34 protein-coding genes and 1 pseudogene are annotated in these 26,589 nt (G+C 62.0%); 3 read left to right on the plus strand and 32 right to left on the minus strand.

What is annotated here, in order from left to right; all coding sequences use genetic code 11:
• Positions 1-35 precede the first annotated feature (35 nt).
• Positions 36-659, plus strand: coding sequence for an ECF RNA polymerase sigma factor SigK (gene sigK / locus LWF01_RS12195; RefSeq protein WP_349637653.1), 624 nt, complete (start codon positions 36-38; stop codon positions 657-659).
• A gap of 2 nt (positions 660-661) precedes the next feature.
• Entirely contained in the window at positions 662-1,486 is an 825-nt protein-coding gene (locus tag LWF01_RS12200; protein WP_349637654.1) for an anti-sigma factor, read from the plus strand.
• A 298-nt stretch (positions 1,487-1,784) separates the two neighbouring features.
• Here the strand turns inward: LWF01_RS12200 and LWF01_RS12205 are convergent, their stop codons facing one another.
• The 7 genes and pseudogenes from LWF01_RS12205 to infA all read right to left on the minus strand — a co-directional run bounded on the left by LWF01_RS12205 (position 1,785) and on the right by infA (position 9,031).
• On the minus strand, positions 1,785-5,228 hold the full coding sequence (locus LWF01_RS12205) for a proline dehydrogenase family protein (RefSeq protein ID WP_349637655.1): 3,444 nt from the start codon (positions 5,226-5,228) through the stop codon (positions 1,785-1,787).
• A gap of 550 nt (positions 5,229-5,778) precedes the next feature.
• Positions 5,779-6,411: pseudogene (gene rplQ, locus LWF01_RS12210) on the minus strand (50S ribosomal protein L17); the annotation flags it as partial.
• 21 nt (positions 6,412-6,432) lie between these two features.
• On the minus strand, positions 6,433-7,455 hold the full coding sequence (locus LWF01_RS12215) for a DNA-directed RNA polymerase subunit alpha (RefSeq protein WP_349637656.1): 1,023 nt from the start codon (positions 7,453-7,455) through the stop codon (positions 6,433-6,435).
• A gap of 146 nt (positions 7,456-7,601) precedes the next feature.
• Positions 7,602-8,006 (minus strand): 30S ribosomal protein S11, encoded by a 405-nt coding sequence (rpsK, locus tag LWF01_RS12220; protein WP_349637657.1) that lies wholly within the window; start codon positions 8,004-8,006, stop codon positions 7,602-7,604.
• Positions 8,007-8,071: 65 nt separating this feature from the next.
• Positions 8,072-8,446 carry a 30S ribosomal protein S13 gene (gene rpsM / locus LWF01_RS12225; RefSeq protein WP_349637658.1) on the minus strand — a complete coding sequence of 125 codons (375 nt, stop codon included), beginning with the start codon at positions 8,444-8,446 and terminating at the stop codon, positions 8,072-8,074.
• A 183-nt stretch (positions 8,447-8,629) separates the two neighbouring features.
• Entirely contained in the window at positions 8,630-8,743 is a 114-nt protein-coding gene (rpmJ, locus tag LWF01_RS12230) for a 50S ribosomal protein L36 (RefSeq protein ID WP_349637659.1), read from the minus strand.
• A gap of 66 nt (positions 8,744-8,809) precedes the next feature.
• Entirely contained in the window at positions 8,810-9,031 is a 222-nt protein-coding gene (infA, locus tag LWF01_RS12235) for a translation initiation factor IF-1 (protein WP_179429549.1), read from the minus strand.
• 333 nt (positions 9,032-9,364) lie between these two features.
• Here infA and LWF01_RS12240 point away from each other — a divergent pair, with 333 nt between their 5' ends.
• A complete protein-coding gene (locus LWF01_RS12240; protein ID WP_349637660.1) occupies positions 9,365-10,672 on the plus strand; it encodes an MFS transporter in 1,308 nt (435 codons plus the stop codon).
• A 19-nt stretch (positions 10,673-10,691) separates the two neighbouring features.
• Here the strand turns inward: LWF01_RS12240 and LWF01_RS12245 are convergent, their stop codons facing one another.
• The 25 genes from LWF01_RS12245 to LWF01_RS12365 form a co-directional block, all read right to left on the minus strand.
• Entirely contained in the window at positions 10,692-11,903 is a 1,212-nt protein-coding gene (locus LWF01_RS12245) for an MFS transporter (protein WP_349637661.1), read from the minus strand.
• On the minus strand, positions 11,903-12,673 hold the full coding sequence (gene map / locus LWF01_RS12250; protein WP_349640912.1) for a type I methionyl aminopeptidase: 771 nt from the start codon (positions 12,671-12,673) through the stop codon (positions 11,903-11,905). Before map ends, LWF01_RS12245 begins: the two co-directional genes overlap by 1 nt.
• A gap of 61 nt (positions 12,674-12,734) precedes the next feature.
• On the minus strand, positions 12,735-13,316 hold the full coding sequence (locus LWF01_RS12255) for an adenylate kinase (RefSeq protein ID WP_349637662.1): 582 nt from the start codon (positions 13,314-13,316) through the stop codon (positions 12,735-12,737).
• Between the two features lie 99 nt (positions 13,317-13,415).
• Positions 13,416-14,717, minus strand: coding sequence for a preprotein translocase subunit SecY (gene secY / locus LWF01_RS12260; protein WP_349637663.1), 1,302 nt, complete (start codon positions 14,715-14,717; stop codon positions 13,416-13,418).
• Between the two features lie 166 nt (positions 14,718-14,883).
• On the minus strand, positions 14,884-15,345 hold the full coding sequence (gene rplO, locus LWF01_RS12265; RefSeq protein WP_349637664.1) for a 50S ribosomal protein L15: 462 nt from the start codon (positions 15,343-15,345) through the stop codon (positions 14,884-14,886).
• A 2-nt stretch (positions 15,346-15,347) separates the two neighbouring features.
• Positions 15,348-15,530, minus strand: a complete 183-nt coding sequence (rpmD, locus tag LWF01_RS12270; RefSeq protein WP_349637665.1) for a 50S ribosomal protein L30 — start codon at positions 15,528-15,530, stop codon at positions 15,348-15,350.
• Entirely contained in the window at positions 15,530-16,204 is a 675-nt protein-coding gene (rpsE, locus tag LWF01_RS12275; RefSeq protein ID WP_349637666.1) for a 30S ribosomal protein S5, read from the minus strand. Before rpsE ends, rpmD begins: the two co-directional genes overlap by 1 nt.
• 32 nt (positions 16,205-16,236) lie before the next feature.
• Positions 16,237-16,617: a 50S ribosomal protein L18 gene (gene rplR / locus LWF01_RS12280; protein WP_349637667.1), complete on the minus strand. Its 381-nt coding sequence runs from the start codon at positions 16,615-16,617 to the stop codon at positions 16,237-16,239.
• 3 nt (positions 16,618-16,620) lie between these two features.
• Complete coding sequence (gene rplF, locus LWF01_RS12285; protein ID WP_349637668.1) at positions 16,621-17,157, minus strand: 50S ribosomal protein L6; 537 nt, start codon at positions 17,155-17,157, stop codon at positions 16,621-16,623.
• 17 nt (positions 17,158-17,174) lie between these two features.
• On the minus strand, positions 17,175-17,573 hold the full coding sequence (gene rpsH / locus LWF01_RS12290; RefSeq protein WP_349637669.1) for a 30S ribosomal protein S8: 399 nt from the start codon (positions 17,571-17,573) through the stop codon (positions 17,175-17,177).
• A gap of 83 nt (positions 17,574-17,656) precedes the next feature.
• Complete coding sequence (gene rplE / locus LWF01_RS12295) at positions 17,657-18,238, minus strand: 50S ribosomal protein L5 (RefSeq protein WP_349637670.1); 582 nt, start codon at positions 18,236-18,238, stop codon at positions 17,657-17,659.
• Complete coding sequence (rplX, locus tag LWF01_RS12300; protein ID WP_349637671.1) at positions 18,238-18,618, minus strand: 50S ribosomal protein L24; 381 nt, start codon at positions 18,616-18,618, stop codon at positions 18,238-18,240. The genes rplE and rplX overlap by 1 nt, the downstream gene beginning before the upstream one ends.
• A 2-nt stretch (positions 18,619-18,620) precedes the next feature.
• On the minus strand, positions 18,621-18,989 hold the full coding sequence (gene rplN / locus LWF01_RS12305) for a 50S ribosomal protein L14 (protein ID WP_349637672.1): 369 nt from the start codon (positions 18,987-18,989) through the stop codon (positions 18,621-18,623).
• 140 nt (positions 18,990-19,129) lie between these two features.
• Positions 19,130-19,471, minus strand: coding sequence for a 30S ribosomal protein S17 (rpsQ, locus tag LWF01_RS12310; protein WP_349637673.1), 342 nt, complete (start codon positions 19,469-19,471; stop codon positions 19,130-19,132).
• Positions 19,471-19,719 (minus strand): 50S ribosomal protein L29, encoded by a 249-nt coding sequence (gene rpmC / locus LWF01_RS12315; protein WP_349637674.1) that lies wholly within the window; start codon positions 19,717-19,719, stop codon positions 19,471-19,473. The genes rpsQ and rpmC overlap by 1 nt, the downstream gene beginning before the upstream one ends.
• Positions 19,720-19,721: 2 nt before the next feature.
• On the minus strand, positions 19,722-20,138 hold the full coding sequence (gene rplP / locus LWF01_RS12320) for a 50S ribosomal protein L16 (protein ID WP_349637675.1): 417 nt from the start codon (positions 20,136-20,138) through the stop codon (positions 19,722-19,724).
• A gap of 2 nt (positions 20,139-20,140) precedes the next feature.
• Entirely contained in the window at positions 20,141-20,977 is an 837-nt protein-coding gene (gene rpsC / locus LWF01_RS12325; RefSeq protein ID WP_349637676.1) for a 30S ribosomal protein S3, read from the minus strand.
• Complete coding sequence (rplV, locus tag LWF01_RS12330) at positions 20,977-21,369, minus strand: 50S ribosomal protein L22 (RefSeq protein ID WP_349637677.1); 393 nt, start codon at positions 21,367-21,369, stop codon at positions 20,977-20,979. The genes rpsC and rplV overlap by 1 nt, the downstream gene beginning before the upstream one ends.
• Positions 21,370-21,415: 46 nt before the next feature.
• Positions 21,416-21,697: a 30S ribosomal protein S19 gene (gene rpsS / locus LWF01_RS12335; RefSeq protein WP_349637678.1), complete on the minus strand. Its 282-nt coding sequence runs from the start codon at positions 21,695-21,697 to the stop codon at positions 21,416-21,418.
• 15 nt (positions 21,698-21,712) lie between these two features.
• Positions 21,713-22,549, minus strand: coding sequence for a 50S ribosomal protein L2 (gene rplB / locus LWF01_RS12340; RefSeq protein WP_349637679.1), 837 nt, complete (start codon positions 22,547-22,549; stop codon positions 21,713-21,715).
• Between the two features lie 40 nt (positions 22,550-22,589).
• Entirely contained in the window at positions 22,590-22,895 is a 306-nt protein-coding gene (gene rplW, locus LWF01_RS12345) for a 50S ribosomal protein L23 (RefSeq protein WP_349637680.1), read from the minus strand.
• Positions 22,892-23,617, minus strand: coding sequence for a 50S ribosomal protein L4 (rplD, locus tag LWF01_RS12350; protein ID WP_349637681.1), 726 nt, complete (start codon positions 23,615-23,617; stop codon positions 22,892-22,894). Before rplD ends, rplW begins: the two co-directional genes overlap by 4 nt.
• A gap of 5 nt (positions 23,618-23,622) precedes the next feature.
• Complete coding sequence (gene rplC, locus LWF01_RS12355; RefSeq protein WP_349640913.1) at positions 23,623-24,273, minus strand: 50S ribosomal protein L3; 651 nt, start codon at positions 24,271-24,273, stop codon at positions 23,623-23,625.
• 47 nt (positions 24,274-24,320) lie between these two features.
• Positions 24,321-24,629 carry a 30S ribosomal protein S10 gene (rpsJ, locus tag LWF01_RS12360; protein ID WP_179429568.1) on the minus strand — a complete coding sequence of 103 codons (309 nt, stop codon included), beginning with the start codon at positions 24,627-24,629 and terminating at the stop codon, positions 24,321-24,323.
• A gap of 643 nt (positions 24,630-25,272) precedes the next feature.
• Complete coding sequence (locus tag LWF01_RS12365) at positions 25,273-26,547, minus strand: ABC transporter ATP-binding protein (protein WP_349637682.1); 1,275 nt, start codon at positions 26,545-26,547, stop codon at positions 25,273-25,275.
• Between the last annotated feature and the right edge of the window lie 42 nt (positions 26,548-26,589).

Below are 26,589 nucleotides of genomic sequence, written 5' to 3' on the forward strand. Positions count from 1 at the left end.
AACGCGCTCCGCGACCGGCTAGGCTGACAGGAAGGATGGATGATTCACTACGACGCGAGAAGCACCGCGCAGGGAACGGGGATGCCCCGACCTCGTCGGCACCTGTTCATGCGGAACAACAGAGCCTACGGGATCTTCTGCTACTCATCGCGCATGGAGATCGGGCCGCTTTCGAGGAGTTCTACGATCAAACCTCGGCAAGGGTTTACGGCCTGACGGTTCGAATTCTCCGGGATCGCGCCCTGTGCCAGGACGTCACCCAGGAGGTTTTCCTACAGGTGTGGCAGCAGGCTCCGCACTTCAATCCGACGGCGGGGACGCCGTTGGCCTGGCTGATGACGATCGCGCATCGCCGGGCCGTCGATGGCGTCCGTTCGCAACAACGGTCTGTCGATCGTGAACAACGTTTTTCCAACCGAAATCAGACAGTAGAGCACGACGAGGTCCTCGACACCGTAACGTCACGGGACGAGGCACAGTCGGTGCAGAACTGCCTGGGGACGTTGACGGATACACAGCAGGAATCGGTTAAGTTGGCTTACTACTCGGGGCTGACCTACCGGCAGGTCGCCGAGAGGCTCGGCGCCGCACTACCGACGGTTAAATCCAGGATCAGGGATGGCCTGATCCGGCTACGCGAATGTCTGGGGGGAAGCTAATCATGGACCGAAGCAGCGACGAACTGCTCGACCTCGCCGAGGTGTATGCCATGGACGCCCTGGACGATACCGAACGCGACGACCTGGCGGCCCGACTGAGCCAAGCGGATGAGGCTACCCGACGCGCCTTCGAGGAACGCGCCCGTCAGGCCCGGGAAACACTTGCGGCGCTGGCCATGAGCAACGCCATCGATCCGCCGGCCGGGCTGAAGGCCGACATCCTGGCTGCGCTGCCCCCGCAAGCCGGCAACCGTTCGCGGCCGACATCGGACCCGTCGCCGGACACCACTCAGACAACGAACCCCTCGCCGAATATTACAGAGAACGACAACGTGACCGCCGTCGACTTCGATCCTCGCTCGAGGGCTGCGCAGCGACGTCCGAACCGGGTCTGGCTCGGACTTGCCGCAGCGGTGGTTATCGTTGCCGCCGCATTCGGCGCGGGCTACCTCACCCGGCCACTCGCCGACGGCACTCAAGTTGCCGCCTCGATATTGCAGGCTGACGATCTTGACACCCATTCGGTCACCCTGGAAGACGGCCGTTCGACCACGGTCGCAACGTCGGTGTCCGAAGACGCCGCAGTGGTTATCATGGACGGATTCACCGATCCGCCGAGCAACCGGGTCTATCAGATGTGGCTTATCCGCGATGGCGTTCCGGTCTCCGCTGGCGTTATAGATGCTGGCCGTAACCGGGACGGTTCGGACAAGGTGGCCGTAATCGACGGCATCGCCGGTGCCAGCCAATTCGCCCTGACGGAAGAGCCGCCGGGCGGATCGAAGCAGCCGACGAGCGATCCGTTTGCCTCGATCGAACTGAGCTGAGCCGACCGGACTGCAATGCCAGCACCGACGTTTGCGGACGCTGACTGGCCGGTAACCCTCGGTTTCTCACAATCTGAGCCGATTCCGGCTGCTTTCGCACCCTAGCCTCAGCATTTGTCAGCCTCAGCATTTGTCCCTTCACGCCAGCGCCTGGTGCCCGCCCGCCCACCTCGAGCCTGACGCACGCCCAGTCTCACCGCTTGCGTACGCCCGATCTCACCGCCAGCCTTGTCCGCAGCCCCCACCCAGCGCCGCCGGCGCACGCCGCCTGACTAGCGAGCCCAGCCCGACCGCCCGACTAGCTCGCGGTGGCCGGAAGAACCGCCGCCAACGCCGGCGCCGGGTTTCCAAACCTGTGGGTGGTGATCGACACCGCCTGTTCGCGGAGGAGATACTGCAATTCGATTCGGCCGGTCGGCAGCACAGGGTGATCGATCAGCGCGATATCCGGGTGTTCGGCAGTCGCCTCGGCGAGGCCCGCAGCTGAGCCGACGATCCGAACCCGGCCGCTGAGCCGTCCTTTGGCGAGCGTGGTCCGGAATTCATCGTCCGTGTAGTACGTCGTCTCTGCGACCAGTCTTGTCAGTGCCTCGGGCAGGGCGATGGCGGAATTCAATGAAATCCTGCCGCCCGAGCGAATACCGGCGATCACGACTCGAGCCACCTCGTCTATTGACGCGTCGTCGGCAACGCGGACGGTGAGGGATGACGGCCGGTATCGGAAGATATTTGCCTCCGCGCCAACCTGCGATGCGTCCCGAGCCTGGCCGAACTCCTCGGCCCACCAGTACTCATCGCTCCGTGCCGCGGCTTCCAGCCGGTCGGGATCCGAGACAACCGGCGAGAGCGTGGCGATCGCCGAGGCGACGCGAGGCCCGGTCGGCAGTTGCTGCTGCCCCGGAACTTCCGCCGGTGACCATTGCCCCAACTGGGTCAGATAGTTCGGTCCGCCGGCCTTTGCGCCGACGCCGATGGCCGAGCGCTTCCAGCCGCCAAATGACTGACGTCGCACGATGGCGCCGGTGATAGAACGGTTCACGTACAGGTTCCCTGCCTGCATCTCGTCGATCCACTGCGTCACCTCCGCCGCGTCCAGGGAGTGGATGCCCGCGGTCAACCCGTAGTCCGGCGCATTCTGCAGTGCCAGCCCCTGGTCGAGGTCCTTGGCACGCATCAACCCGAGAACCGGGCCGAAGCACTCATTGAGGTGGAAGAAGGAGCCCGGTGCGACGCCGTCCTTGATTCCCGGCGACCAGAGCCGGCCGGTCTCATCCAGCTGACGCGGCTCAAGCAGCCAGCTCTCGCCCGGATCCAGTGTTGTCAGTGCCCTGCGCAGTTTCCCGGTTGGCGGTTCGATAACCGGCCCGATGACTGACGCCGGGTCGGTCGGCCAGCCCACGACCATGGTGCTGGCCGCGTCGACCAGTTGCCGACGGAAACGCTCCGAGTCGTAGACACTGCCAACACAGATCGCCAGGGAGGCGGCCGAGCACTTCTGCCCCGCGTGGCCAAAGGCGCTGTTGACCAGGTCGGCGACGGCCAGATCGCGGTCAGCACTCGGCGTGACCAGTAAGGCGTTCTTCCCGCTGGTCTCTGCGTGCAGTTCGAGTTCCGGTCGCCAGCCGTGGAACAGCGAGGCAGTCTCGAACGCACCGGTCAGTATCAGCTGATCGACGCCCTCGTGAGACACCAGCTTTTGACCGATCTCGCCTTCGACGGGTTCAACCAGCTGAAGCACATCGCGCGGGATACCAGCCTGCCACATCACCTCGATCAGCGCCGTGGAGCACCGCACGGTCTGCGGCGCCGGCTTGTGGATCACGGCGGAACCTGTCGCCAGTGGGGCAAGCGTCGAACCGGCCGGGATGGCTATCGGGAAGTTCCACGGCGGGGTGACCAGGGTCATCCGGACCGGATGGAAGCTGGCTCCCTCGATGGAATCGAGTTCGAGTGCCCGTTGCGCGTAATAGCGGGCGAAGTCGATAGCCTCGGATACCTCGGGATCGGCTTGGGCGATCGTCTTGCCGGCCTCGGCCGCCATCACGGCTATCAGCTCGCCGCGCCGGTCGGCCAACGCGTCGGCAACCCGGTACAGCAGTTCCGCGCGTTCCCGAGCCGGCCGAGCAGCCCAGCCCTCAGCAGCCTTCCTGCCTCTGGCGATGACCGTATCCACTTCATCGCTGCCAAGCGGAGCCGGTGTCGGCAGCGACGCGAGGAAGCCAGAGTCAGCAACCTGATCGATCACACCGTAGGCCCATTCACGGTTGGCAACCAGGGCAGGATCGGTGTCAGGCTCATTGACGAACCCGGCCTCGAGCGAGCCCTCGTTTTGCTCCGCAAGGCGATTCTGGGTGCGATTCGGCGAGGGGACCCCGTCGTCGAGTTCCTTGAGCGAGGACAGGAAGCGTGCCGCCTCCCGATCGAAAATGTTGTTTCCATCGCGCAGCTCGAAGATGCCGGACATGAAGTTCTCGGTCGCCGAGTTTTCCTCCAGTCGGCGGACAAGATACGAGATGGCGACATCGAACTCACGGGGATGCACGGCCGGAACGTACAGCAGCATGTCGCCGACATCCTTGCGCACAGCAGCGGCCTGACCGGTCGCCATTCCCTGCAGCATCTCGAATTCGACCCGGTCGCTGACACCGCGGCGGTCCGCCAGCAGATGGGCGAAAGCGATATCGAAAAGGTTGTGACCGGCGACGCCCATCCGCACTGCCCTGGTGTGCTCGGGACGCAGAATCCAATTCAGCACACGCTTGTAGTTGGTATCGGTCTCCTGCTTGCTGCAGCACACCGTGAGCGGCCAGCCATGTATCTGCGCGTCGACCTTCTCCATCGCGAGGTTGGCGCCCTTGACCAGTCGCACCTTGATGCCGGATCCATCGGCGGAAACCCGGCGATCAGCCCAGGCTGTCAGCCGTTGGATGGCTGACAGCGCGTCGGGGAGGTATGCCTGCAGCACGATGCCTGCCTCGAGCTGCTGAAGCTCCGGCTGGTCGAGCAGCCGGGTGAAGACCTCGATGGTCAGGTCGAGGTCGCGGTACTCCTCCATGTCCAGGTTGATGAACTTGGTGCCGGCCGGCGCCGCGGCCGCGCTGCGGTACAGCGGGCTGAGCCGCTCGATCAGCCGGTCGGCCGTGGCGTTGAAATCCCACAGTGACAGCTGCGCGGCGACCGATGATGCCTTGATGGAGACGTAGTCGACGTCCGGCCGGTCGAGCAGCCGGGCGGTTTCGGCCAGGTGGTGGTCGGCCTCGGCATCGCCCAGCACGGCCTCGCCAAGCAGGTTGATGTTCAGCCGGGTGCCATCCGCCCGCAGCTTTGCGATAGCGGCGCCGAGTTGTTTGTCGCGTGCATCCACGACCATGTGGCCGACCATTGCTCGAAGGCGCCGCCTGGCAACCGGGATCACCAGATGAGGCAGCCGCGGCGCCAGTGCCGCACCCATCCTGATCTGGGCTTTATCGAGCGCGGGCAGTGTCGCGGGGACGATCTCGCCGAGCTCATGCAAAGCAGCCGCGGCGGCGTGCACATCTTCGGTCCGGATCACCCGATCGACGAAGCCGACGGTGAAGTCGAGGCCATTGGAATCCTCCAGGACCATCGACAACCGCTTGGCGGCGGCGTTGAGCGGAACCTCGTCGCTGGCCTGGGCCTGCAGCCACTTCCGGACCAGCGCGACAGCATCGTCTCCCAGCTCTCGCGGATCAGCGTGTGTGAGTTGTGTGCTGGCGTCCATTGATAGGCTCCCTTGACTGATGTCGACGATCTAGTCCCAGCCTAGGCAGCGACCGCAGTCCCAGTATTGTTCTCACCCACAACTTAGCCCCGCTCAACTTAGAGCTTCGTACAACACATGTGAAACAGGCCATGTCCGGCGTCGGGAGGCTCCCCGCGCAGGCCGAGTCTAGAGTCAGCTACATAGGCATTGATGTGCGCCGCCCACCGGCCTAGCCGAACGGTCCGGTTCCTCGCCGAGCAGGGCCCTTCTAGGCCGGCTTTCAGCGACATACTGGCCCGTTTCGCTTACGCGGTGCCCTGAGCCGAGGATGCCCGCCCGTCGCTGGCCACCGGAATCACCCGGACGCAAAACAAAGGGGCACCAGCACCGGTTGCCCGGTACTGACGCCCCTTAAGTCCAGAAGGCCTTACTTCTTGTCGTCCTCAGCCTTGGCGTCGGCCGTGTCGCCGTTGGTGTCCTCGGCGGCTGCCTGGGACTCGTCGGATGCGACATCGGCCGTTCCCGAGACATCGTCGGCAGCCTCGGCGCCGGCTTCCTCGGCGTCATCCGATTCACCCGTCGCGTCAACGAAACCGGCTGCCGCGGCAGCTTCCTCGGTCCGAAACCAAACTTCTGCATTTGTGTTGTTGAACCAGCGAGACTCGGGTGTGTGGTACTTCATCGAGTCTTTGTTTCCCTTGATGGTGAAGCCTTCAGGGGCTGAACCATCTTCGAGCGGCTCCGCAGAATCCGCAGCGTTCTGATCCTTTGAAGCGGCCTTATCCTTGGCCGAACGCTTCGTCGCCGACTCAGCTTCACGGACAGTCGACTTCGCGGCCGAAAGCGGCTCGAGCACAAGCTCGATAACTGCCATCGGGGCGTTGTCTCCGTTACGCGGGCCGATCTTGGTGATGCGCGTGTAGCCACCCTGACGCTCGGCAACAGCCGGAGCAATCTCGGTGAAGAGCTCGTGCACGATTCCCGCATCACTGATCTGTGCGAGTACCCGGCGGCGCGCCGCCAGGTCTCCGCGCTTGGCGAAAGTGATGAGGCGCTCGGCCACCGGGCGAAGACGCTTGGCCTTGGTCACCGTGGTGGTGATGGACTTGTGCTCGAAGAGCTGAGAAGCCATGGTGGCTAGCATCAGACGCTCGTGCGCTGGGCCGCTGCCAAGGCGCGGACCCTTGCTAGGCGTGGGCATTGTTGTTTCTCCTTGAGTTTTTTAAAGCTGCTCGTCTTCGGCGAAGGCGAGGTCGTCGTCTTCGTCGTCGCCGGCAGCAGCAGCGGCAGCAGCAGGGTCGAATCCGGGAGGGCTGTCCTTGAGCTGCAGACCGAGCTCAGCAAGCTTCGCCTTCACCTCGTCGATGGACTTCGCACCGAAGTTGCGGATGTCCATCAGGTCAGCCTCACTGCGGGCAACGAGTTCACCAACCGTGTGGATTCCTTCGCGCTTCAGGCAATTGTAGGAACGAACCGTCAGATCGAGATCCTCGATCTGAAGCGCCATGTCAGCGGCGAGTGCCGCATCGATCGGCGATGGGCCGATGTCGATTCCTTCAGCCTCAACGTTGAGTTCACGGGCCAGGCCGAACAGCTCGGTGAGTGTTTTACCTGCCGATGCAACGGCGTCGCGCGGGGCGATAGCCGGCTTGGTCTCGACGTCCAGTACCAGTCGATCGAAGTCGGTGCGCTGCTCGACACGAGTAGCTTCCACCTTGTAAGTGACCTTGAGAACCGGCGAGTAGATGGAGTCGACCGGGATCCGGCCGATTTCCGCATCGAGGTTCTTGTTCTGAACGGCTGAGACGTAGCCGCGGCCACGCTCGATCGTCAGTTCAAGTTCCAGCTTGCCCTTGGAATTCAGGGTGGCGATGTGCAGGTCGGTGTTAAAAATCTCGACGCCGGCCGGAGCGGTGATATCCGCTGCCGTGACAACGCCGGGGCCCTGCTTGCGCAGGTAAGCGACGACCGGTTCATCGTGCTCCGAGGAGACGACGAGCGACTTCAGGTTCAGAATGAACTCGGTGACATCTTCTTTAACGCCGGGCACAGTGGTGAACTCGTGCAGCACGCCATCAACGCGGATGCTGGTTACAGCAGCACCCGGAATCGAAGACAGCAAGGTGCGGCGCAGTGAGTTTCCGAGTGTGTAGCCAAATCCTGGCTCCAGCGGTTCGATGACGAACCGGGAGCGGTTGGTGGAGACGACCTCTTCGGTGAGTGTGGGACGCTGTGCAATCAGCACGTGGGCTTCCTTTCAGCGAGCATCCGCCATATGACGCTTCGCATGCACTTGATGAACGCCGGGCATGCCGGCGATCTTCACTTGCTTGATTGACCTGGACAGGCGTCGGTCTACCTGTCCAGGCTTCGAACTGCGGCGAACGGTCCTTAGACGCGACGGCGCTTGGGTGGCCGGCAGCCGTTGTGCGGTGTCGGGGTGACGTCCTGGATCGATCCAACCTCGAGGCCAGTGGCCTGCAGTGATCGGATTGCGGTCTCGCGTCCGGAACCCGGTCCCTTGACGAAGACATCGACCTTTTTCATGCCGTGTTCCTGCGCGCGTCGGGCTGCCGATTCGGCAGCCATCTGTGCGGCGAACGGGGTGGACTTACGTGATCCCTTGAACCCAACTTCACCCGAGGACGCCCACGAGATGACGGCGCCGGTCGGATCGGTGATCGAAACGATGGTGTTGTTGAACGTGCTCTTGATGTGTGCCTGACCGGCAACTACATTCTTTCGTTCCTTGCGGCGGGGCTTACGAGCGCCCGCAGCGCGAGTCTTTGGAGGCATAACCTTCGACTACTCCTGATCGATTTTGGTCACCAGTTCAGTTACGAATGACCAATGGATGGCTGTTACTTAGTCTTCTTCTTACCGGCCACGGTACGCTTCGGGCCCTTGCGGGTACGGGCGTTCGTCTTGGTGCGCTGTCCGCGCACCGGAAGTCCGCGGCGGTGACGCAGACCTTCGTAGCAGCCAATCTCGACCTTGCGGCGGATGTCTGCTGCAACTTCGCGGCGGAGGTCACCCTCGACCTTGAATGTTCCTTCGATAAAGTCACGGAGCTGGACGAGCTCGGCGTCGGAAAGATCCTTAACGCGAGTGTCCGGGCTGATTCCGGTATCTGTCAGGGTCTGGCTCGCACGAGTGCGGCCCACACCATAGATGTATGTCAGGGCGACCTCTACGCGCTTGTCACGCGGGAGGTCGACACCGGCAAGACGTGCCATTGCTGGTTCTCCATTTGTTGTTCGGAGGTACTTGAGCAGCGCTTGTCCTCATCCATATGGAGAGGTCCCCGGCCTCCGACCGAGGGTGTCGTCCTGACGATTGCCCGTCAGGGGTCGAGCGCTGCTGTGGGTGTGGTGCTCACATCTGCTGTTGCAAGTGCGATGCGGGATGTGCTGGGTTTATTAACCCTGACGCTGCTTGTGGCGAACGTTTTCGCAAATCACCATGACCCGGCTGTTACGCCGAATCACTTTGCACTTCTCGCAGATCTTCTTAACGCTGGGCTTAACCTTCATCGTTTGTCCTTCTTCTCCTCAATCAAGACTCACTGCTCGACTGACAAGGAACAGTTAGAGATCTCTTTACTTGTAGCGGTATACGATACGGCCGCGGGTGAGGTCGTACGGGCTCAACTCAACGACCACGCGGTCTTCGGGAAGAATCCGGATGTAGTGCTGACGCATTTTGCCTGAAATGTGAGCGAGAACCTTGTGGCCGTTGCTGAGCTCAACGCGGAACATCGCGTTGGGCAAGGCTTCGACAACACTGCCTTCGATCTCAATGACCCCTTCTTTTTTGGCCATATCGTTCGCTAACCTCTTATCCCCCACGAATAACACGCGGGATATCGTCGTTTTCCACCATGTCCGGTGAACAGACACCGAACACGCAACAAGACCCCGCGGCACTGATCGGCTCTTCGTCATATGCGACGAAAAGTCTTCGCTGCCTGGGGGTTTCGTCTATGGTGAGGCGTGACGCCGCACAGCAAAAACACCAGCGCAAAACCTGCCTGGAGTCTTCGTGCCAAAGCGACACATAACCGCTTGTCAACGATACGCTAATCCGCGCGCATGTTCCAATCGGGTCGCCCTGCGGCCGAAGCACGTTCCAACACTCTTGACGAAGGTGAGCAAGTGGCAACACAACACGCAAGCAGCAAGGTCAACTGGCCGGTGCTGCTGTGCTGGATCGCGGTCGCTTTGGACGGCTTCGACCTCGTGACCCTGGGTGCGGTAATCCCGACACTGCTCGACGGCGGCCTGCCTGGCTTCACACCGGAGGCGGCCACATTCATCTCCACGGTCGGCCTTGTCGGCGTCGGAATCGGCGCGGTGTCGGTCGGTCCGGTGATCGACTCGCTGGGACGGCGCAGCGCCCTGTTGGCCAGCGTCGGGCTCTTCTCGGTTTTCACCCTGCTGATCGCCGTGTCCCCCAATTCGTACGTCTTCGGTACCTTCCGCTTCATTGCCGGCCTCGGTCTGGGCGCCTGCCTGCCAACGGCACTCACTATGATCAGCGAGTACGCCTCCCCCGGCCGGCGAAGCCGGGCTACGACGCGCATGATGACCGGTTACCACGTTGGCGCGGTCCTCACCTCATTGCTCGCCATCATCCTGGTGCCGCACTGGCAGCTGCTCTTCGTCATCGGCGGGGTGGCTGGGCTTATCGTGCTCGCGGTCATGTGGTTCAAGTTGCCAGAAACCCCTGCTTTCCGCGCGGTCACGGCCGGCTCAGCCAACTCAGTCACTGCCACTTCGGCCGCAGCCAACTCAGTCACTGCCACTTCGGCCGCAGCCAGTTCAGGCGCGGCCAGCTCGGAAGCGCGCGCGGCCGCCGGGCGCGCGACATCGCTTGCGCGTCGGCCGTTCCTTACCCTCAGTATCGCGATCTCGGTCACCTCGTTCATGGGCCTGTTGCTGGTCTACGGCCTCAATACCTGGCTGCCCCAGCTGATGGCCTTGGCCGGTTATGACCTTGGTCAGTCGCTCGCGCAGCTGCTGGTGCTCAACGTCGGCGCGGTCATCGGTCTGCTTATCGGCGGGCGAGTAGCGGACCGGCATGGCACCAAGCCGAGCACGCTGGTCTGGTTCGGCGCGTCGGCCGTCTTCCTAGCCCTACTGAGTGTGCGTATCGATAACACACTCCTGCTGTATGCCGCCGTGTTGGTCACCGGACTCTTCGTGTTCAGCTCCCAGGTGCTGGTCTATGCCTTCGTCACCCAGCTCTACCCGCCACAGGTTCGCGGCAGGGCTCTCGGGATGGCGGCCGGCATTGGCCGGATCGGGGCAATTGCCGGGCCGGCCATCACCGGCGTGCTGGTGAGCGCGGGGATTGCCTACCCGTGGGGGTTCTACGTATTCGCCCTGGTGGCGGTCCTGGCCGTACTGGCCCTTCTGTTCGTTCCGCGACAGCTACCCGCTGCGGCCGGCAGCAGTATTTAGCTTCGGCGCGGACGACGAATCACGGTTCAGGCCCGACGCCATACTTCGGCACCCACCTGCCGAGCAGCACAGCCGCCGCCAGCCCAAGTCCGCCTATCGCCAGAATGCCCGCGCCGAGGCCCGCCGTCGCGGCCACAGTTGACAGCAGCAGCGGGCCGACCGCATTTCCGCTATCTGAGAGCAGCCGCCACGAGCCGAGGAAAGACGCCCGGTGCGTGCGCGGCGAGACGTCTGCGCCGAGCGTCATGATGATGCCTGAGCCGATTCCATTTCCGGCGCCCAGCACAAGAGCCACCACAAGCAGGGAACCAAACGATTGGGTCAGCGGCATCATGAGCAATGCCAGCGCGAGCACGACGACGGACGGCACAGCTATCCAGACCCTGCCGAACCGGTCCATCACCTTTCCGGCCGGATAAAACAGCAGCATGTCGACCGCGCCGGCTATGCCGAAGATCAGCGACGTGCTTTGACCATCCAGGCCGATGTGACTGCTCCACAGCGGCAGCGCAACCTGGCGGGACGCCCTGATCCCGGCGACGAGCAGCACACAAACACCAAGCGTGCCGAGAACCTTTCGGTACCGTCTCACCATCGTCCACACGCTGACCGGCGCGACGGTGGTCGACGTCCGGCGGCGATCGGCGGCAAGGTCGGGTGCAACAAGGAGTGCGATGCCGGCGAGCAGCGAGGAGCCCAGATGCACCCAGTAGCCGCCGACAGTGCCAAGCAGTCCGATAGCGACGACGGCGACGAACGGGCCGATGAACATGCCGATCCGGTGCGTTCCGCCGAGCGTGGACAATGCCCGCGCCCGCAGTCCAAACGGCACAACTTCGGCCACGTACACCTGGCGGGCCAGCATCCAGACCGCGCCGGAGGCGCCAGTACATGCGATGGCCAGGCACAGCATCCAGAGCGACGTGGCATAGATGCACACCAGCAGCGCGACGACATCGAGACCGACGGCGAGCAGCATCGATCGTTTCTCGCCGATGCGGGTGACCAGCGCGCCAACCGGCAGATCAGCACAGATCTGGCCGATTCCGACCAGTGCGACAACGAAACCGGCAAACGCTACGCTGGCTCCGAGGTCTATGGCGGAATGCGCGATGATCGGCTGAACCGCTCCCTGCCCCACGCCGTAGAGAACCGCCGGCAGGTAGGCCGGGAGGATAAGCGAACGCAACGATCCCGACCGGTTCGGCTCAGGCGTTCCATCCGCGGACATCAGTCGAGCGGCGCGACCGTCACACCGAGTTCGGCGAGCTTTGCCGCCCCGCCGTCGGGTGCGGTCAGCACCCAGATTCCACCGTCGTGCACGGCAACGCTGTGCTCCCAGTGCGCCGCATTCCGTTTGTCTTCGGTCACCACGGTCCAGTCATCGTCGAGCACCCGGGTCGCGATATCACCGGCAACCAGCATTGGTTCAATAGCCAGGCACAGCCCGGGCTTGACCTTGGGACCGAGATTGGAGGCGCGGTAGTTCAGCACGTCCGGCGGTTGGTGCATCGAGGTGCCAATTCCATGCCCGACATAGTCTTCCAGGATGCCGAAGTCGGCCGCGGAGGCCGTCACGAAGTCGTCGATTGCCGCACCTATCTCCCCCACGTGCCTGGCCGACGCGAGAGCGGCAATACCCACCCACATAGCCTGTTCGGTGATGTCGATCAGCCGCTGGTTCTCGGAGTCGACCGGGTCGACGACGGCCGAGAACGCAGAATCGCCGTGCCAGCCGGAAACGATAGCGCCGCCATCGATCGAGACCAGGTCTCCGGGCGCTATCTTCCGATCGCCCGGTATGCCGTGCACCACCTCATCGTTGACCGAGATACACAGCGTCGCCGGGAAGCCGTGATAGCCCTTGAAGTTCGACGTGGCGCCCGCATCTTTGATCACGGCGGCGGCGATGGCGTCCAGCTCACGGGTTGTGATACCAGGTGTCAGCGCATCCCTGGCGGCACCCAACGCGGCTGCGGTCACCAGACCGGCCTCTCGCATCAGCCGGATCTGTCCCTCTGTCTTGTATTCGATCTTTCGTCCGCCGAACACCGCGAAAGCCCTAGGCCTTCTGGTCCTGGCCGATGGCAGCGAGGACCCGCGAGGAGACCTCGTCGACAGCACCGAGTCCGTCCACTGTGCGCAGCAGGCCGCGCTCGGCGTACAGCTTGGTCAGCGGGGCGGTCTGCTCAACGTAGACATCCAGCCGGTGGCGGATGATTTCCTCGCTGTCGTCCGCGCGCGCCTCGATCTGCGCCCGGGTCAACAGGCGGGCGACGACCTCGTCGGTGTCTGCCTCGAGCTCGACGACGTGATCCAGCGAATCCCCCGTCTCGGCCAGAATTTCGTCCAACGCAGTGACCTGGGCGGTCGTTCGGGGGTAACCGTCGAGCAGGAAACCGTTGAGCGCATCATCCTGCTGCAAACGCTCCCGCACCATCTTGTTCGTGACTTCATCCGGAACGTACTCCCCGGCGTCCATGTAGCGTTTCGCCTCGACGCCGAGCGGAGTCTCCTCGGTCACGTTCGTCCGGAAGATGCTCCCGGTGGATACCGCGGGAATCTGCAGACGTTCTGCCAGCCTGGCGGCCTGCGTTCCCTTGCCGGCGCCGGGCGGGCCGATCAGGATAATGCGTGCACTCATATGAGTCTCTTTCTTAGGTAAGTCATACCCGACAAGTCGGGCGACTGCGCCTCCTCGTGCCGGCCTGGCGGGCCGGCACGAGGTGTGCATTTGAAGCTTCTAGCGCAGCAGGCCTTCGTAATGCCGTTGCTGCATCTGTGAATCGATCTGCTTCACAGTTTCAAGTCCGACGCCGACCACGATCAGGATCGACGTGCCACCGAACGGGAAGTTCTGGTTCGCGTCGATCAGTACGAGAGCGATCAATGGGATCATCGCGACGAAGCCGAGGTACAGCGAGCCCGGAAGGGTGATCCGGGTCAGAACATAGTTGAGGTACTCGGCGGTTGGCCGCCCGGCACGGATACCGGGAATGAAGCCGCCGTACTTCTTCATATTGTCTGCGACCTCTTCGGGGTTGAAGGTAATCGCGACGTAGAAGTAGGTGAAGAAGACGATCAGCAAGAAGTACAGCGCCATGTAGAGCGGGTGGTCGCCCGTGGTCAGGTACTGCGCGATCCACTGCACCCAGGCCGACTGAGGATCGCCGAACTGGGAGATCAAGGTCGGAAGGTAGAGCAGGGACGAGCCGAAGATCACCGGGATGACGCCGGCCATGTTCACCTTGATCGGGATGTAGGTCGAAGTGCCACCGAACATCCGCCGGCCAACCATGCGCTTTGCGTACTGCACCGGTACCCGGCGCTGCGACTGCTCAACGAAGACAACCAGTCCGACGATGACCAGGCCGATCAGTACCACGATCACGAACACGTCCCAGCCCTGCGAGCTGACGATCGCGCCGAAGGAGGACGGGAACGCAGAGGCGACGCTGGTGAAGATCAGCAGCGACATACCGTTGCCGACGCCACGCTCGGTGATCTGCTCACCGAGCCACATGATCAGGCCGGTGCCTGCCGTCAGGGTGATAATCAGCAGGCCGATACCGATCCAGCTGTCGTCAACTATCAGGTTCGTGCAGCCGGCGACGTTGCCGAACAGCGCACCGGATCGGGCTGTCGCCACGAGCGTGGTGGCGTTGAGCAGTCCGAGGCCGATCGTCAGGTAACGGGTGTACTGGGTCAGCTTGGCCTGACCGGCCGCGCCTTCCTTGTGCAGCTGTTCGAAACGCGGGATGACGACGCGGAGCAGCTGCGTGATGATGCTGGCCGTGATGTACGGCATGATGCCGAGCGCGAAGATGGACAGCTGCAGCAATGCGCCGCCGCTGAAGAGGTTCACGAGGCCGAAAACGCCCTGGGTGAGTTCAGGGGACGCCACACATTCCTGGACCTGCTTGTAGTCGATGCCGGGGGCAGGTACAAACGATCCCAGGCGGAAGACAGAGATGATCGCAAGCGTGAAGAAGAGCTTACGACGGAGATCAGGCGTGCGAAACGCCCGCGCAATTGCGCTGAGCAAGCATCCTCCTGGTGGCTGGTAGCAGGCGACCGTTGAGCGGCCTGATGAACGTAAAAGTTTTCTAGGGAAGGCTATCAGCCTAACCGGGTAGTGCAGAAACTCCCGATACCCAAGTTGGGCGGGCAGCCGGATAGACTGCCCGCCCAACGAAGGGTTATCTTCAGTGTTAAAGCTCAGATGCGGATCCACCTGCGGCGTTGATCTTCTCAACAGCCGATGACGAATAAGCGTGAACCTTGACGTTCAGCTTCACCGACAACTCGCCGGTGCCAAGAACCTTGACCGGCTGATTGGCGCGAACCGCGCCCTTTTCAACCAGGTTCTCGACAGTGACATCGCCACCATCCGGGTAAAGGGACGTCAGCTTATCCAGGTTGACTACCTGGAAGGTCACCTTGAACGGGTTCTTGAAGCCACGCAGCTTTGGAAGCCGCATGTGCAGCGGCGTCTGTCCACCCTCGAAGCCGTGAGGCACCTGGTAACGAGCCTTCGTTCCCTTGGTACCGCGACCTGCGGTCTTACCCTTGGATCCTTCACCACGACCAACACGGGTCTTGGCAGTCTTGGAACCCGGGGCAGGACGAAGGTGGTGAACCTTGAGAGCGTGTTCCTTTTGGGTTTCAGCCATGGTTAGTCCACCTCTTTCCAGGTGACGAGGTGGCGAACGGTGTTAACCATTCCGCGGAACTCAGGGCGATCCTCCTTGACGACGACGTCGCCAATTCGCTTGAGGCCAAGCGAGCGGAGGGAATCGCGCTGGTTCTGCTTACCACCGATTTTGGACTTGATCTGCTTGATTTCCAGCTTTGCCATTATGCACTCGCCCCGCTTGCAGCTCGGAGCAGCGCGGGAGGCGCAACCTCATCGAGAGGAAGCCCACGCCGAGCCGCAACTTCTTCCGGACGCTCAAGCATCTTCAGCGCAGCGATCGTGGCGTGCACGATGTTGAGCTGGTTCTGCGAACCGAGCGACTTCGACAGCACATCGTGAATACCGGCGCAGTCGAGAACCGCACGCACCGGACCACCGGCGATAACACCGGTTCCCGGGGAGGCCGGGCGGAGCAGGACTACGCCCGCTGCCGCTTCGCCCTGCACCGAGTGCGGGATCGTCTTGTCGATCCGCGGAACCCGGAAGAAGCTCTTCTTGGCTTCCTCGACGCCCTTGGCAATCGCTGCAGGAACTTCCTTCGCCTTGCCGTAGCCGACGCCAACCATGCCGTCGCCGTCTCCGACGACTACCAGGGCGGTGAAGCTGAACCGACGTCCACCCTTAACCACCTTGGCTACACGGTTGATCGTCACTACATGCTCGACGAACTGGTTCTTTTCCTCGCGGCTGTCGCCGCGGTTGCCACGGCCACGGCCTTCACCGCGTCCGCCGCGTCCACGACCTTCGTTACGCTGGTCGCGGCCACCGCGGCCAGCGGCCTGGCCCTCAGCAGAACCGGTACCGGTTGCTGCGGCGCCCTGGGTGGTTTCGCTCACCTGCTGCTCCTTAGTTGCTTCATCTGAAGTGCTCACAGGGTGAGTCCCCCTTCACGAGCACCGTCGGCGATAGCTGCAACACGACCGTGGTAGGCGTTACCCCCGCGGTCGAACACAACAGCGTCTACGCCGGCGTCCTTGGCACGCTGAGCAACGAGCTCACCGACCGTTTTGGCTTTCTCGGTTTTGTCACCGGAGTTAGCCCGCAGGTCGGCCTCGAGTGTCGAGGCGCTTGCCAGCGTGACGCCGCGGGTGTCATCGACAACCTGGACGAACACGTGACGGGATGAACGCGAAACGACCAGACGAGGGCGTTCCGTGGTTCCGGTGATGTTCTTGCGCAAACGGGTGTGACGGCGTGTGCGTGCTGCCGCCTTACCCTTGCCGTAACTCTTCTTCTTGGCGAAGGCCATCGCTTACTTACCAGCCTTTCCGACCTTGCGGCGAACGATTTCGCCGGCGTAGCGTACACCCTTGCCCTTGTACGGGTCAGGCTTGCGAAGCTTACGAATGTTCGCAGCTACTTCGCCGACTTGCTGCTTATCGATGCCCGAGACGGTCACCTTGTTGTTGCCCTCCACAGCGAAGCTAATTCCCTGTGGCGGTTCAACGGTGATCGAGTGGCTGTAGCCGAGCGCGAACTCAAGGTTCGAGCCCTTGGCCTGCACGCGGTAACCGGTGCCGACAATTTCGAGCTTCTTGGAATAGCCCTCGGTGACGCCCTGGATCAGGTTCGAGATCAGCGTCCGGGTCAGTCCATGCAGTGAACGCGATTCGCGCTCATCGTTCGGACGGGCCACGGCGATGTTTCCATCGTCGCTGCTAACCGTGATCGGGCTGGCCACCGTGTGGCTCAGTTCTCCCTTGGGGCCCTTTACGGCCACATTGGAGCCATCAATTTTGACTTCGACGCCGGAGGGAACCGGAATTGGCAGTCTGCCGATGCGCGACATATTTTCTCCTCCTGCCCTTACCAGACGTAGGCGAGGACTTCCCCACCCACACCCTTCTTGGCGGCCTGCTTGTCAGTAAGCAGACCGGACGACGTGGAAAGAATTGCGATGCCAAGCCCGCCGAGAACCTTAGGCAGGTTCGTGGACTTCGCATAGACCCGGAGGCCTGGCTTGGAGACGCGGCGGATTCCAGCGATAGAACGCTCACGGCTCGGGCCGAACTTCAGGTCAAGCAAAAGCTTCTTGCCGACCTCGGCATCTTCGACCTTCCAGTCGGCGATGTACCCCTGGTCTTTCAGGATTTCAGCGATACGCGACTTCAGCTTGCTGTACGGCATAGCTACGTCGTCGTGATACGCCGAGTTGGCGTTGCGCAGACGTGTCAACATGTCTGCGACGGGATCTGTCATTGTCATTGGGCACGTGCCCTTCCTCGTTACGGTTTCGCATCCCGCTACGGTCGAGAACTCTCAACCGAAGCGGTGGACCTGAAACGTAGTTAGTTGCTCTTGAATGGGAAACCGAGGTGACGAAGCAGCGCGCGGCCCTCATCGTCAGTCTTGGCGGTAGTTACTACGGTGATATCCATGCCCCGAACGCGATCAATCGCGTCCTGGTCGATCTCGTGGAACATCGACTGCTCGGTCAGACCGAAAGTGTAGTTTCCGTTGCCGTCGAACTGACGATCCGAGAGTCCGCGGAAGTCACGGATACGCGGCAGCGCAAGGCTGACGACGCGATCCAGGAATTCCCACATGCGACGACCCCGGAGGGTTGTGTGCGCACCGATCGGCTGGCCTTCACGCAGTTTGAACTGCGCAATCGACTTGCGAGCGGCGGTGACCTGCGGCTTCTGACCGGTGATTGCGGTGAGGTCGCGAATCGCGCCCTCGATCAGCTTGGAGTCGCGTGCAGCGTCTCCGACACCCATGTTCACGACGACCTTGGTCAGGGTAGGAACCTGCATGACGTTTGCGTAGCCGAACTCATCCTGCAGTTTGGCCACGATTTCCGCGCGGTACTTGGACTTCAGCCGTGGCAGCTCGATCGCTGCCGGCGTTTCAATAGCTTCAGTACTCATCAGATGTCCTTACCGGAACGCTTGGATACACGTACGCGCACAGCCTTCTGACGTCCGTCCCGTTCAACCGTCTCGGTGCGGTAGCCAACCCGGGTTGGCTTCTTGTCCGATGGGTCTACCAGAGCAACGTTCGAGATGTGCAGCGGAGCCTCGTGGATTTCGATTCCACCGGTCTTCGCTCCGCGTCCGCTTGCGCCGACCTTCTTGTGCTTGCTGACGCGGTTGACGCCTTCAACCAGGACACGGTTGCGCTCGGGGTAAACCTCGAGGACCTTGCCCTGCTTGCCGCGGTCTCCGCCACGATCAGCCTTGGCACCGGCGATCACCTGAACGAGATCGCCCTTCTTGATTTTCAGCTTGACTGTCTTATTCGCGCTCACGATTACAGCACCTCCGGGGCCAGCGAGATGATCTTCATGAACTTCTTGTCGCGCAGTTCACGGCCAACCGGGCCGAAGATGCGCGTTCCGCGTGGTTCGCCGTCGGTCTTCAAGATCACTGCGGCATTTTCGTCGAAGCTGATGTAGGAACCGTCTGGACGACGGCGCTCCTTCACCGTGCGGACGATAACCGCCTTCACGACGTCGCCCTTCTTCACATTGCCGCCTGGGATCGCGTCCTTGACGGTGGCCACGATGGTGTCGCCGATTCCGGCGTAACGTCGACCTGAACCGCCGAGAACGCGGATGGTCAAAATCTCTTTTGCCCCCGTGTTGTCGGCGACCTTTAGTCGCGACTCCTGCTGGATCACTGTCGAACTCCTGTCGTCACGCCGGTTCTCTGTTCGAGCCTTGCGGAACGGTCGATTTGGATTATTGCCTTAAAGCTCTGCTGACTTCATCACTGCCGTACACGGCGAGCGGGAAACCCGCTCGCCGTGCAAAGAGTGTTCTACTTGGCGCGCTCTACGATTTCTTTCAAGCGCCACCGCTTCGTAGCGGACAACGGCCTGGTCTCGCTAATCACAACGAGGTCGCCAATGCCGGCAGAGTTGTTTTCATCGTGAACCTTAACCTTGCTGGTCCGACGGATGATTTTACCGTAAAGACGGTGCTTCACGCGATCTTCAACAGCGACCACGATTGTCTTTTCCATCTTGTCCGAGACCACATAGCCACGGCGTTCCTTGCGGAACGCCCGCTCTTCGGTCTCGTTAGCAACAGCTTCGGCGTTGTCCGCCTTTACTGCATTGCTCACGTTGCTCTCCTGCTCTGCTTTTTTAGCTGCAGCCATTACTTATCGTCCTTCGCTGCAGCCGGGCTTGTGCGGATAGCAAGTTCACGCTCACGGATGATCGTGTAGATACGCGCGATGTCCTTGCGGACCGCACGCAGACGACCATGACTTTCCAGCTGGCCGGTGGCCGACTGGAAGCGGAGGTTGAACAGTTCTGCCTTCGCCTTGCGCAGCTCTTCGACGAGACGCTCGTCGTCGTAACCGTCAAGAGCCGAAACAGACAGGTCCTTAGAACCGATAGCCATGATCATTCACCACCCTCACGCCGCACAATGCGGGCCTTGAGCGGAAGCTTGTGGATCGCGAGGCGCAAAGCCTCACGGGCCACTTCTTCCGATACGCCGGCGAGTTCGAACAGAACCCGGCCTGGCTTAACGTTTGCCACCCACCATTCGGGCGAACCCTTACCGGAACCCATTCGGGTCTCGGCGGGCTTTTTCGTCAGCGGGCGGTCGGGGTAGATATTGATCCACACCTTTCCACCACGCTTGATGTAGCGCGTCATCGCAATACGTGCGGCCTCGATCTGACGGTTCGTAACGTAGGCAGGCTCAAGCGCCTGAATTCCGTACTCACCGAACGCAATCGTGGTACCACCCTTGGCAACGCCCGAGCGTCCCGGGTGGTGCTGCTTGCGGTGCTTAACACGACGGGGGATCAACATGATTAGTCCTCCGCTCCATTCTGGGTCTCGGCCGCGCCGGCTGCCGGTGCCGCTTCGCCTGACTGAGGCGCTGCGCCGCGGGCGCCGCGCTCCGAGCCACCACGAGCCGGACGGTCCGAGCCGCGACGGCCACGAGGACCGGCACTGCCGCCACGTGGGCCACGGCTTGGGGCTGCTGCCTGCTGTGCGGCCAGTTCCTTGTCCGTTACGTCACCCTTGTAGATCCACACCTTCACGCCGATCCGGCCGAAGGTGGTGCGAGCCTCGTAGAAGCCGTAGTCGATGTTCGCGCGAAGCGTGTGCAGTGGCACCCGGCCTTCGCGGTAGAACTCCGAACGGCTCATCTCGGCGCCGCCAAGACGTCCCGAGCACTGGACACGAATGCCCTGTGCGCCGGCACGCTGAGCGCTCTGCATTCCCTTGCGCATGGCGCGACGGAATGCCACGCGGCTGCTGAGCTGCTCTGCAATGCCCTGGGCAACCAGCTGAGCGTCGATCTCCGGGTTCTTGACCTCGAGGATGTTCAGCTGAACCTGCTTCTTGGTCAGCTTCTCGAGGTCGGTGCGGATCCGGTCTGCTTCCGCGCCGCGGCGACCGATGACAATACCCGGCCGAGCGGTGTGGATGTCGACGCGGACCCGGTCCCGGGTGCGTTCGATGTTGACCTTTGAAATGCCAGCGCGTTCCATGCCACCGGTCATCAGCTGGCGGATTTTGACATCCTCGCCGACGTAGTCGCGGTAGCGCTGGCCGACCTTGGTCGAATCAGCAAACCACTTCGAGCGGTGATCGGTGGTGATACCGAGTCGGAACCCGTTGGGGTTAATCTTCTGTCCCACTAGCGGGCACTCCCCTTCTTGTTAGCCGCGCCGGCCTTGACATCATCCGCAGTGCCGAGCACTACGGTGATGTGGCTGGTGCGCTTCTTGATGCGAAATGCCCGACCCTGGGCGCGTGGCCGGAACCGCTTCATCGTTGGACCTTCGTCCACGTATGCAGCGGTGATAACCAAATCGTCCTCAATGAATGCTTCACCGAGCTGGTCTGCCTTGACCCGAGCATTTGCAATGCCCGAAGCGACAAGCTTGTAGATCGGTTCGGAAACATCCTGTTGTGCAAACTTCAGCACCGCCAGAGCCTCAGACGCCTGCTGACCACGAATGAGGTCGACGACGCGCCGGGCCTTCTGGGGCGTGACACGGAGGTACCGTGCCTTCGCCGTGGCTTCCATCGCTTCCTTCTCTCTTATCTATGCCGTAAGAATCGCACGCCCGCAATTAGCGGCGGCGACCCTTCCGGTCGTCCTTTTCGTGGCCGCGGAAGGTCCGCGTCGGTGCGAATTCGCCGAGCTTGTGCCCGACCATCGCTTCGGTGACAAACACTGGAACGTGCTTGCGGCCGTCGTGCACGGCAATCGTGTGACCGAGAAAATCGGGCACGATCATCGAGCGCCGGGACCAGGTCTTTATGACGTTCTTGGTCCCCTTCTCATTCTGGACTGCCACCTTCTTGAACAGGTGTTCATCCACGAAGGGGCCTTTCTTTAAGCTGCGAGGCATAGTTCAGGCTCCCTATTAGCGCTTCTTGCCAGTACGACGGCGACGCACGATGAGTTTGTCGCTCTCTTTGTTCGGGCGGCGGGTACGACCCTCGGCCTGTCCCCACGGACTAACCGGGTGACGACCACCAGATGTCTTACCCTCACCACCACCATGTGGGTGGTCAACCGGGTTCATCACGACACCGCGCACGGTCGGGCGCTTGCCCTTCCAACGCATCCGGCCGGCCTTACCCCAGTTGATGTTCGACTGCTCAGCGTTTCCGACCTCACCGATCGTTGCGCGGCAGCGCAGATCGACGTTGCGGATTTCGCCGGAAGGCATACGCAGCTGGGCGTAGGGGCCGTCCTTGGCGACGAGCTGAACGGACGAGCCGGCAGAGCGAGCGATCTTTGCTCCGCCACCAGGGCGAAGTTCAACCGCATGGATAACGGAACCGACCGGGATGTTGCGCATCGCCAGGTTGTTACCCGGCTTGATGTCAGCAGCCGGTCCGGCCTCGATGGCGTCGCCCTGCTTGAGCTTGTTCGGAGCAACGATGTATCGCTTCTCCCCGTCCGCGTAATGCAGCAATGCAATGCGTGCGGTGCGGTTCGGGTCGTACTCGATGTGCGCGACCTTCGCCGGTACGCCGTCCTTGTCATGCCGACGGAAGTCGATGACGCGGTACTGGCGCTTGTGACCGCCACCCTGGTGACGCGTGGTGATGCGTCCCTGGTTGTTACGGCCGCCGTTCTTCGACAGCGGACGCAAAAGTGACTTTTCCGGCGTCGACCGGGTCACTTCGACGAAGTCGGCGACACTTGAGCCACGACGGCCCGGTGTCGTCGGCTTGTACTTACGGATTCCCATGTGAGTCTCAGTCCTCTTAAAAAGTTCCTATGCGTCCGGCTCAGCCGCCGAGCGGCCCGCCGAAGATATCGATCGAGCCTTCCTTCAGAGCAACGATCGCGCGCTTGGTGTCCTTGCGCTTGCCCCACCCGAAACGGGTGCGCTTGCGCTTGCCTTCGCGGTTGAGCGTGTTGATGGAAGCAACCTTGACACCGAAAATGCTTTCGATGGCCAGCTTGATTTCGGTCTTGTTCGAGCGAGGGTCCACCACGAAGGTGTACTTACCCTCGTCGATCAGGCCGTAGCTCTTTTCGGAAACGACCGGCGCGATGATGACATCGCGTGGGTCTTTCTGTACGGCGCTCACTTCGCGCCCTCCTCGTCTTCATTAGCCTTGGAGCCGGCTGCCTCAGCCTCGGTGGAGGTTGCGACTGCCTTGACCGACTTGCCCTTGGCCGCTCCCTTGAGGAACGTCTCGAGGGCTGCGGAGGTGAACACGACATCGTCCGAGATCAGAACGTCGTAGGTGTTCAGCTGGTCCGGTGTCAGAACGTGAATGTCGACCAGATTGCGCACGCTCTTGAGCGTGACGACGTCGCTGCGCTCGATAACGACGAGCTTGTGACGGCGCGGGCTCAGGTTAGCCAGCGCGACAGCAGCTGACTTCGTCGATGGCGTATCGCCATCCACCAGGCTGCTGATCACGAAGACGCGATCGAGGCGGGCCCGGTCGGACAGAGCGCCACGAAGCGCGGCAGCCTTCATCTTCTTGGGGGTCCGCTTGGTGTAGTCGCGCGGCTGCGGGCCGTGCACAATTCCACCGCCGGCATACTGCGGAGCGCGGATCGAGCCCTGACGGGCGTTACCGGTTCCCTTCTGCTTGTACGGCTTCTTACCACCACCGCGCACTTCGGCGCGGGTCTTGGTGGAGTGCGTACCCTGACGGGCAGCGGCAAGCTGCCCGACGACGACCTGGTGGATCAGCGGCACGTTCGTCTGCACGCCGAATACCTCTGCAGGCAGTTCGGTGGTGCCGTTCTTCTTGCCAGCGGCATCAAGAACATTTACGGAGAAAGAAGTTTCAGCCATTGTCCTTAGCCCTCCTTCGCGGCAGATCGGACCAGAACGACTGCACCCTTGGGGCCGGGAACGGCGCCCTTGACAAGCAGCAGACCCTTTTCAGCGTCAACCGCGTGCACGGTGAGGTTCTGAGTGGTGTGGCGCACGGCGCCCATCCGGCCGGCCATGCGCTGGCCACGGAAGACCCGGCCCGGGGTGGAAGCTCCACCGATCGAACCCGGCTTGCGATGGTTGCGGTGTGCACCGTGGGAGGCGCCGACGCCCGAGAAGCCGTGACGCTTCATAACACCGGCGGTTCCTTTACCCTTGCTCTTCGCGGTGACGTCGACCTTAACGCCGGCATCAAACACCTCGGTGCCGAGTTCCTGGCCGATGGTGTATTCGGCGGCGTCGGCGGTGCGGAGTTCAACCACGTGGCGACGCGGGGTCACGCCTGCCTTGTCGAAGTGACCGGTCAGCGGCTTCGTCACCTTGCGGGGATCGATCTGGCCGTAGGCAATCTGCACGGCGGGGTAGCCGTCGACGTCCGCGGAACGAACCTGGGTGACCACGTTGGCGCCGGTAGCGATGACCGTGACGGGAACCAGACGGTTGTCTTCGTCCCAGACCTGGGTCATGCCGATCTTGGTGCCGAGCAGACCCTTGACGTTACGGGTCGTTGGCAGTGGCTTGGACTGTGTATTTGGAGTAGACATTGTTCGCTCGTACTCCCCTACAGCTTGATCTCGATGTTGACGTCGTCAGCGAGGTCGAGACGCATTAGCGAATCAACCGCCTTCGGCGTTGGATCGATGATGTCAATGAGCCGCTTGTGAGTACGCATCTCGAAGTGCTCACGGCTGTCCTTGTACTTGTGCGGCGAGCGGATAACGCAGTACACGTTTTTTTCCGTCGGCAGCGGCACCGGGCCCACAACCGTTGCACCAGCACGGGTGACAGTATCGACGATCTTTCGCGCCGCACTATCAATTACCGCGTGGTCATACGACTTGAGCCGAATGCGGATCTTCTGTCCCGCCATGGCGTCGATTGACTCTCTCTCTTGATCTTCCCGGCCATCAAACTGCTGCTCCAAGTTGAGCAACGGCTCTGTGCCGGCTTTACCTAAGTCGTTTAGTCACGCCTGGCAGCGACAAGCATCGCTATCTACTCAACTGTTCAGCTGCCAAGGTGTTGATCTGACTCGCATCTCCCCGACCCCCGAGGTCGGGTGTGTCGCATTCGAACGAACGACAGGAGCTACGAACGATCCCACTAAATTAGTTCCGCTTTAACCGTGCCCGGAGCCCCGCCAGGTTCTACCTGTCGCAAGCAACGTCGGACATACGCAAAGCGTGGATAAAAGCGCCTGGAACTGCGCCGAATCGGTTACCTGGGGAAAGCCATTCCGGGCACGCCAATACACTTTTAACAACCTGTCTATCCTGACACATGCCCCACAGCCTTGCAAATTAGCCTGACTAGGCAGGCAGTTCTATGGTCTCGCCAGCGAGCGAGGCGGTTGTTCGCACGGCCAGACGGCCGAGCGAGGCGCCGGTCAGACGGACGGCGACAGCAAAACGCGAAGCCGGTGTCAGGATGCGCGCGTCAACGGACGCGGACCTGCACCGGCTTCGCGATTCAGCCTGGCTCGTGCCTGAACTGTCGAAGGCCCAGGCGATAACCTACCCTGCCGTGGATGCCGCCTTGGCTGTGCCGTTCTGCTGAGCCCTTTCCAGCGCCTGCTTCCGCAGTTCTTCGGATTCCTGCGCAAGCTGCGCGGCCAGGTCCTCATTCCTGGTCAGATTCTCACCGGTTGCCGGGTCGAAGACCATTACCCGGCGTGGGTCGAACCAGAGCGTCACCTCGCCGCCTTCACGAACCTTGGAAGAGGCGTCCAGCGTGGCGGCAACCTGGTTGCGCATACTCTCGCCATCGAGGTCCCGGTCCAGTTCGTCCAGCGCTTCCTGCACCGTCGGATCCGTGTCGAACGGAATGTAGGCGTAGAGCTCGTTTCCGAGCCACTCGGTGACATCGACCCTGGCATCGAAGGTGGCACCGGTCTTCGCCTTCTGCTCCTCCACCGTCGACAGGTCCTCGAAGTGCTCGGGCCTGATGCCGACGATCACCACGTCCGAAGCGTTTTTCAACCTGGCGGCCAACCCTTCGGAGACAGGAATGTCTCCCAGCGGGGTCTGCAGTGCCTCGCTGTTCGCTTTCGCCGGCAGGAAGTTCATCGGCGGCGAGCCGATGAAGCCCGCGACGAAGAGGTTCACCGGCTGTTCGTACAGCTCCTGCGGCGAGGCGTACTGCTGAAGCACACCGCGCTTGAGCACCGCAACCTTGTCGCCGAGCGTCATTGCCTCGGTCTGGTCGTGGGTGACGTACAGCGTGGTGGTCGCCAGCCTGCGCTGCATCCGGGAAATCTCGGTCCGCATCTGGCCACGAAGCTTCGCGTCGAGGTTGGACAGCGGCTCATCGAACAGGAATGCCTTCGCATCCCGGACAATCGCCCGGCCCATCGCGACCCGCTGCCGCTGTCCGCCGGACAGGTTTGCCGGCTTGCGTTGCAGATGCTCGCCGAGTTCCAGCAGCGAGGCGGCTTCCTCGACCTTCCGCTTGATCTCCGACTCCGCGACCTTCTTCTTACCGAGACGCAGTGGAAAAGCGATGTTCTCGAACACGGTCAGGTGCGGGTACAGCGCGTAGTTCTGGAAGACCATCGCGAGCCCGCGGTCACGCGGAGCCTTCTCATTGGTGCGTTCGCCATCAATAAGGAGTTCACCTTCGCTGATGTCCTCCAGGCCGACAACCATCCGCAGCAGTGTTGACTTGCCGCTTCCGGACGGGCCAACCAGGATAACGAACTCGCCGTCGGCGATATCCAGGCTGACGTCGTTGACGGCGGGAAAGCCATCGCCATACTTCTTCACGAGGTTCTGGAGTTTGATTTCAGCCACGACGTGCTCCGATCAATTGTGCGTTCGAGGTGGATTGCGCGG

Origin of the sequence: Saxibacter everestensis (genome assembly GCF_025787225.1) — a bacterium.
In the GTDB taxonomy this organism is placed as follows: Bacteria; Actinomycetota; Actinomycetes; order Actinomycetales; family Brevibacteriaceae; genus Saxibacter; species Saxibacter everestensis.

Bases quoted from the DNA above. Each gene is read 5' to 3' on its own strand.
- sigK (WP_349637653.1), top strand. From the start codon at position 36: ATGGATGATTCACTACGACGCGAGAAGCACCGCGCAGGGAACGGGGAT.
- LWF01_RS12200 (WP_349637654.1), top strand. From the start codon at position 662: ATGGACCGAAGCAGCGACGAACTGCTCGACCTCGCCGAGGTGTATGCC.
- LWF01_RS12205 (WP_349637655.1), bottom strand. From the start codon at position 5,228: ATGGACGCCAGCACACAACTCACACACGCTGATCCGCGAGAGCTGGGA.
- rpsK (WP_349637657.1), bottom strand. From the start codon at position 8,006: ATGCCTCCAAAGACTCGCGCTGCGGGCGCTCGTAAGCCCCGCCGCAAG.
- rpsM (WP_349637658.1), bottom strand. From the start codon at position 8,446: ATGGCACGTCTTGCCGGTGTCGACCTCCCGCGTGACAAGCGCGTAGAG.
- rpmJ (WP_349637659.1), bottom strand. From the start codon at position 8,743: ATGAAGGTTAAGCCCAGCGTTAAGAAGATCTGCGAGAAGTGCAAAGTG.
- infA (WP_179429549.1), bottom strand. From the start codon at position 9,031: ATGGCCAAAAAAGAAGGGGTCATTGAGATCGAAGGCAGTGTTGTCGAA.
- LWF01_RS12245 (WP_349637661.1), bottom strand. From the start codon at position 11,903: ATGTCCGCGGATGGAACGCCTGAGCCGAACCGGTCGGGATCGTTGCGT.
- map (WP_349640912.1), bottom strand. From the start codon at position 12,673: ATGCGAGAGGCCGGTCTGGTGACCGCAGCCGCGTTGGGTGCCGCCAGG.
- LWF01_RS12255 (WP_349637662.1), bottom strand. From the start codon at position 13,316: ATGAGTGCACGCATTATCCTGATCGGCCCGCCCGGCGCCGGCAAGGGA.
- rplO (WP_349637664.1), bottom strand. From the start codon at position 15,345: ATGGCTGAAACCCAAAAGGAACACGCTCTCAAGGTTCACCACCTTCGT.
- rpmD (WP_349637665.1), bottom strand. From the start codon at position 15,530: ATGGCAAAGCTGGAAATCAAGCAGATCAAGTCCAAAATCGGTGGTAAG.
- rplR (WP_349637667.1), bottom strand. From the start codon at position 16,617: ATGGCCTTCGCCAAGAAGAAGAGTTACGGCAAGGGTAAGGCGGCAGCA.
- rplF (WP_349637668.1), bottom strand. From the start codon at position 17,157: ATGTCGCGCATCGGCAGACTGCCAATTCCGGTTCCCTCCGGCGTCGAA.
- rpsH (WP_349637669.1), bottom strand. From the start codon at position 17,573: ATGACAATGACAGATCCCGTCGCAGACATGTTGACACGTCTGCGCAAC.
- rplE (WP_349637670.1), bottom strand. From the start codon at position 18,238: ATGAGTACTGAAGCTATTGAAACGCCGGCAGCGATCGAGCTGCCACGG.
- rpsQ (WP_349637673.1), bottom strand. From the start codon at position 19,471: ATGGCTGCAGCTAAAAAAGCAGAGCAGGAGAGCAACGTGAGCAATGCA.
- rpmC (WP_349637674.1), bottom strand. From the start codon at position 19,719: ATGGCTATCGGTTCTAAGGACCTGTCTGTTTCGGCTCTTGACGGTTAC.
- rplP (WP_349637675.1), bottom strand. From the start codon at position 20,138: ATGTTGATCCCCCGTCGTGTTAAGCACCGCAAGCAGCACCACCCGGGA.
- rplV (WP_349637677.1), bottom strand. From the start codon at position 21,369: ATGGAAGCCACGGCGAAGGCACGGTACCTCCGTGTCACGCCCCAGAAG.
- rpsS (WP_349637678.1), bottom strand. From the start codon at position 21,697: ATGCCTCGCAGCTTAAAGAAAGGCCCCTTCGTGGATGAACACCTGTTC.
- rplB (WP_349637679.1), bottom strand. From the start codon at position 22,549: ATGGGAATCCGTAAGTACAAGCCGACGACACCGGGCCGTCGTGGCTCA.
- rplD (WP_349637681.1), bottom strand. From the start codon at position 23,617: ATGGCTGAAACTTCTTTCTCCGTAAATGTTCTTGATGCCGCTGGCAAG.
- rpsJ (WP_179429568.1), bottom strand. From the start codon at position 24,629: ATGGCGGGACAGAAGATCCGCATTCGGCTCAAGTCGTATGACCACGCG.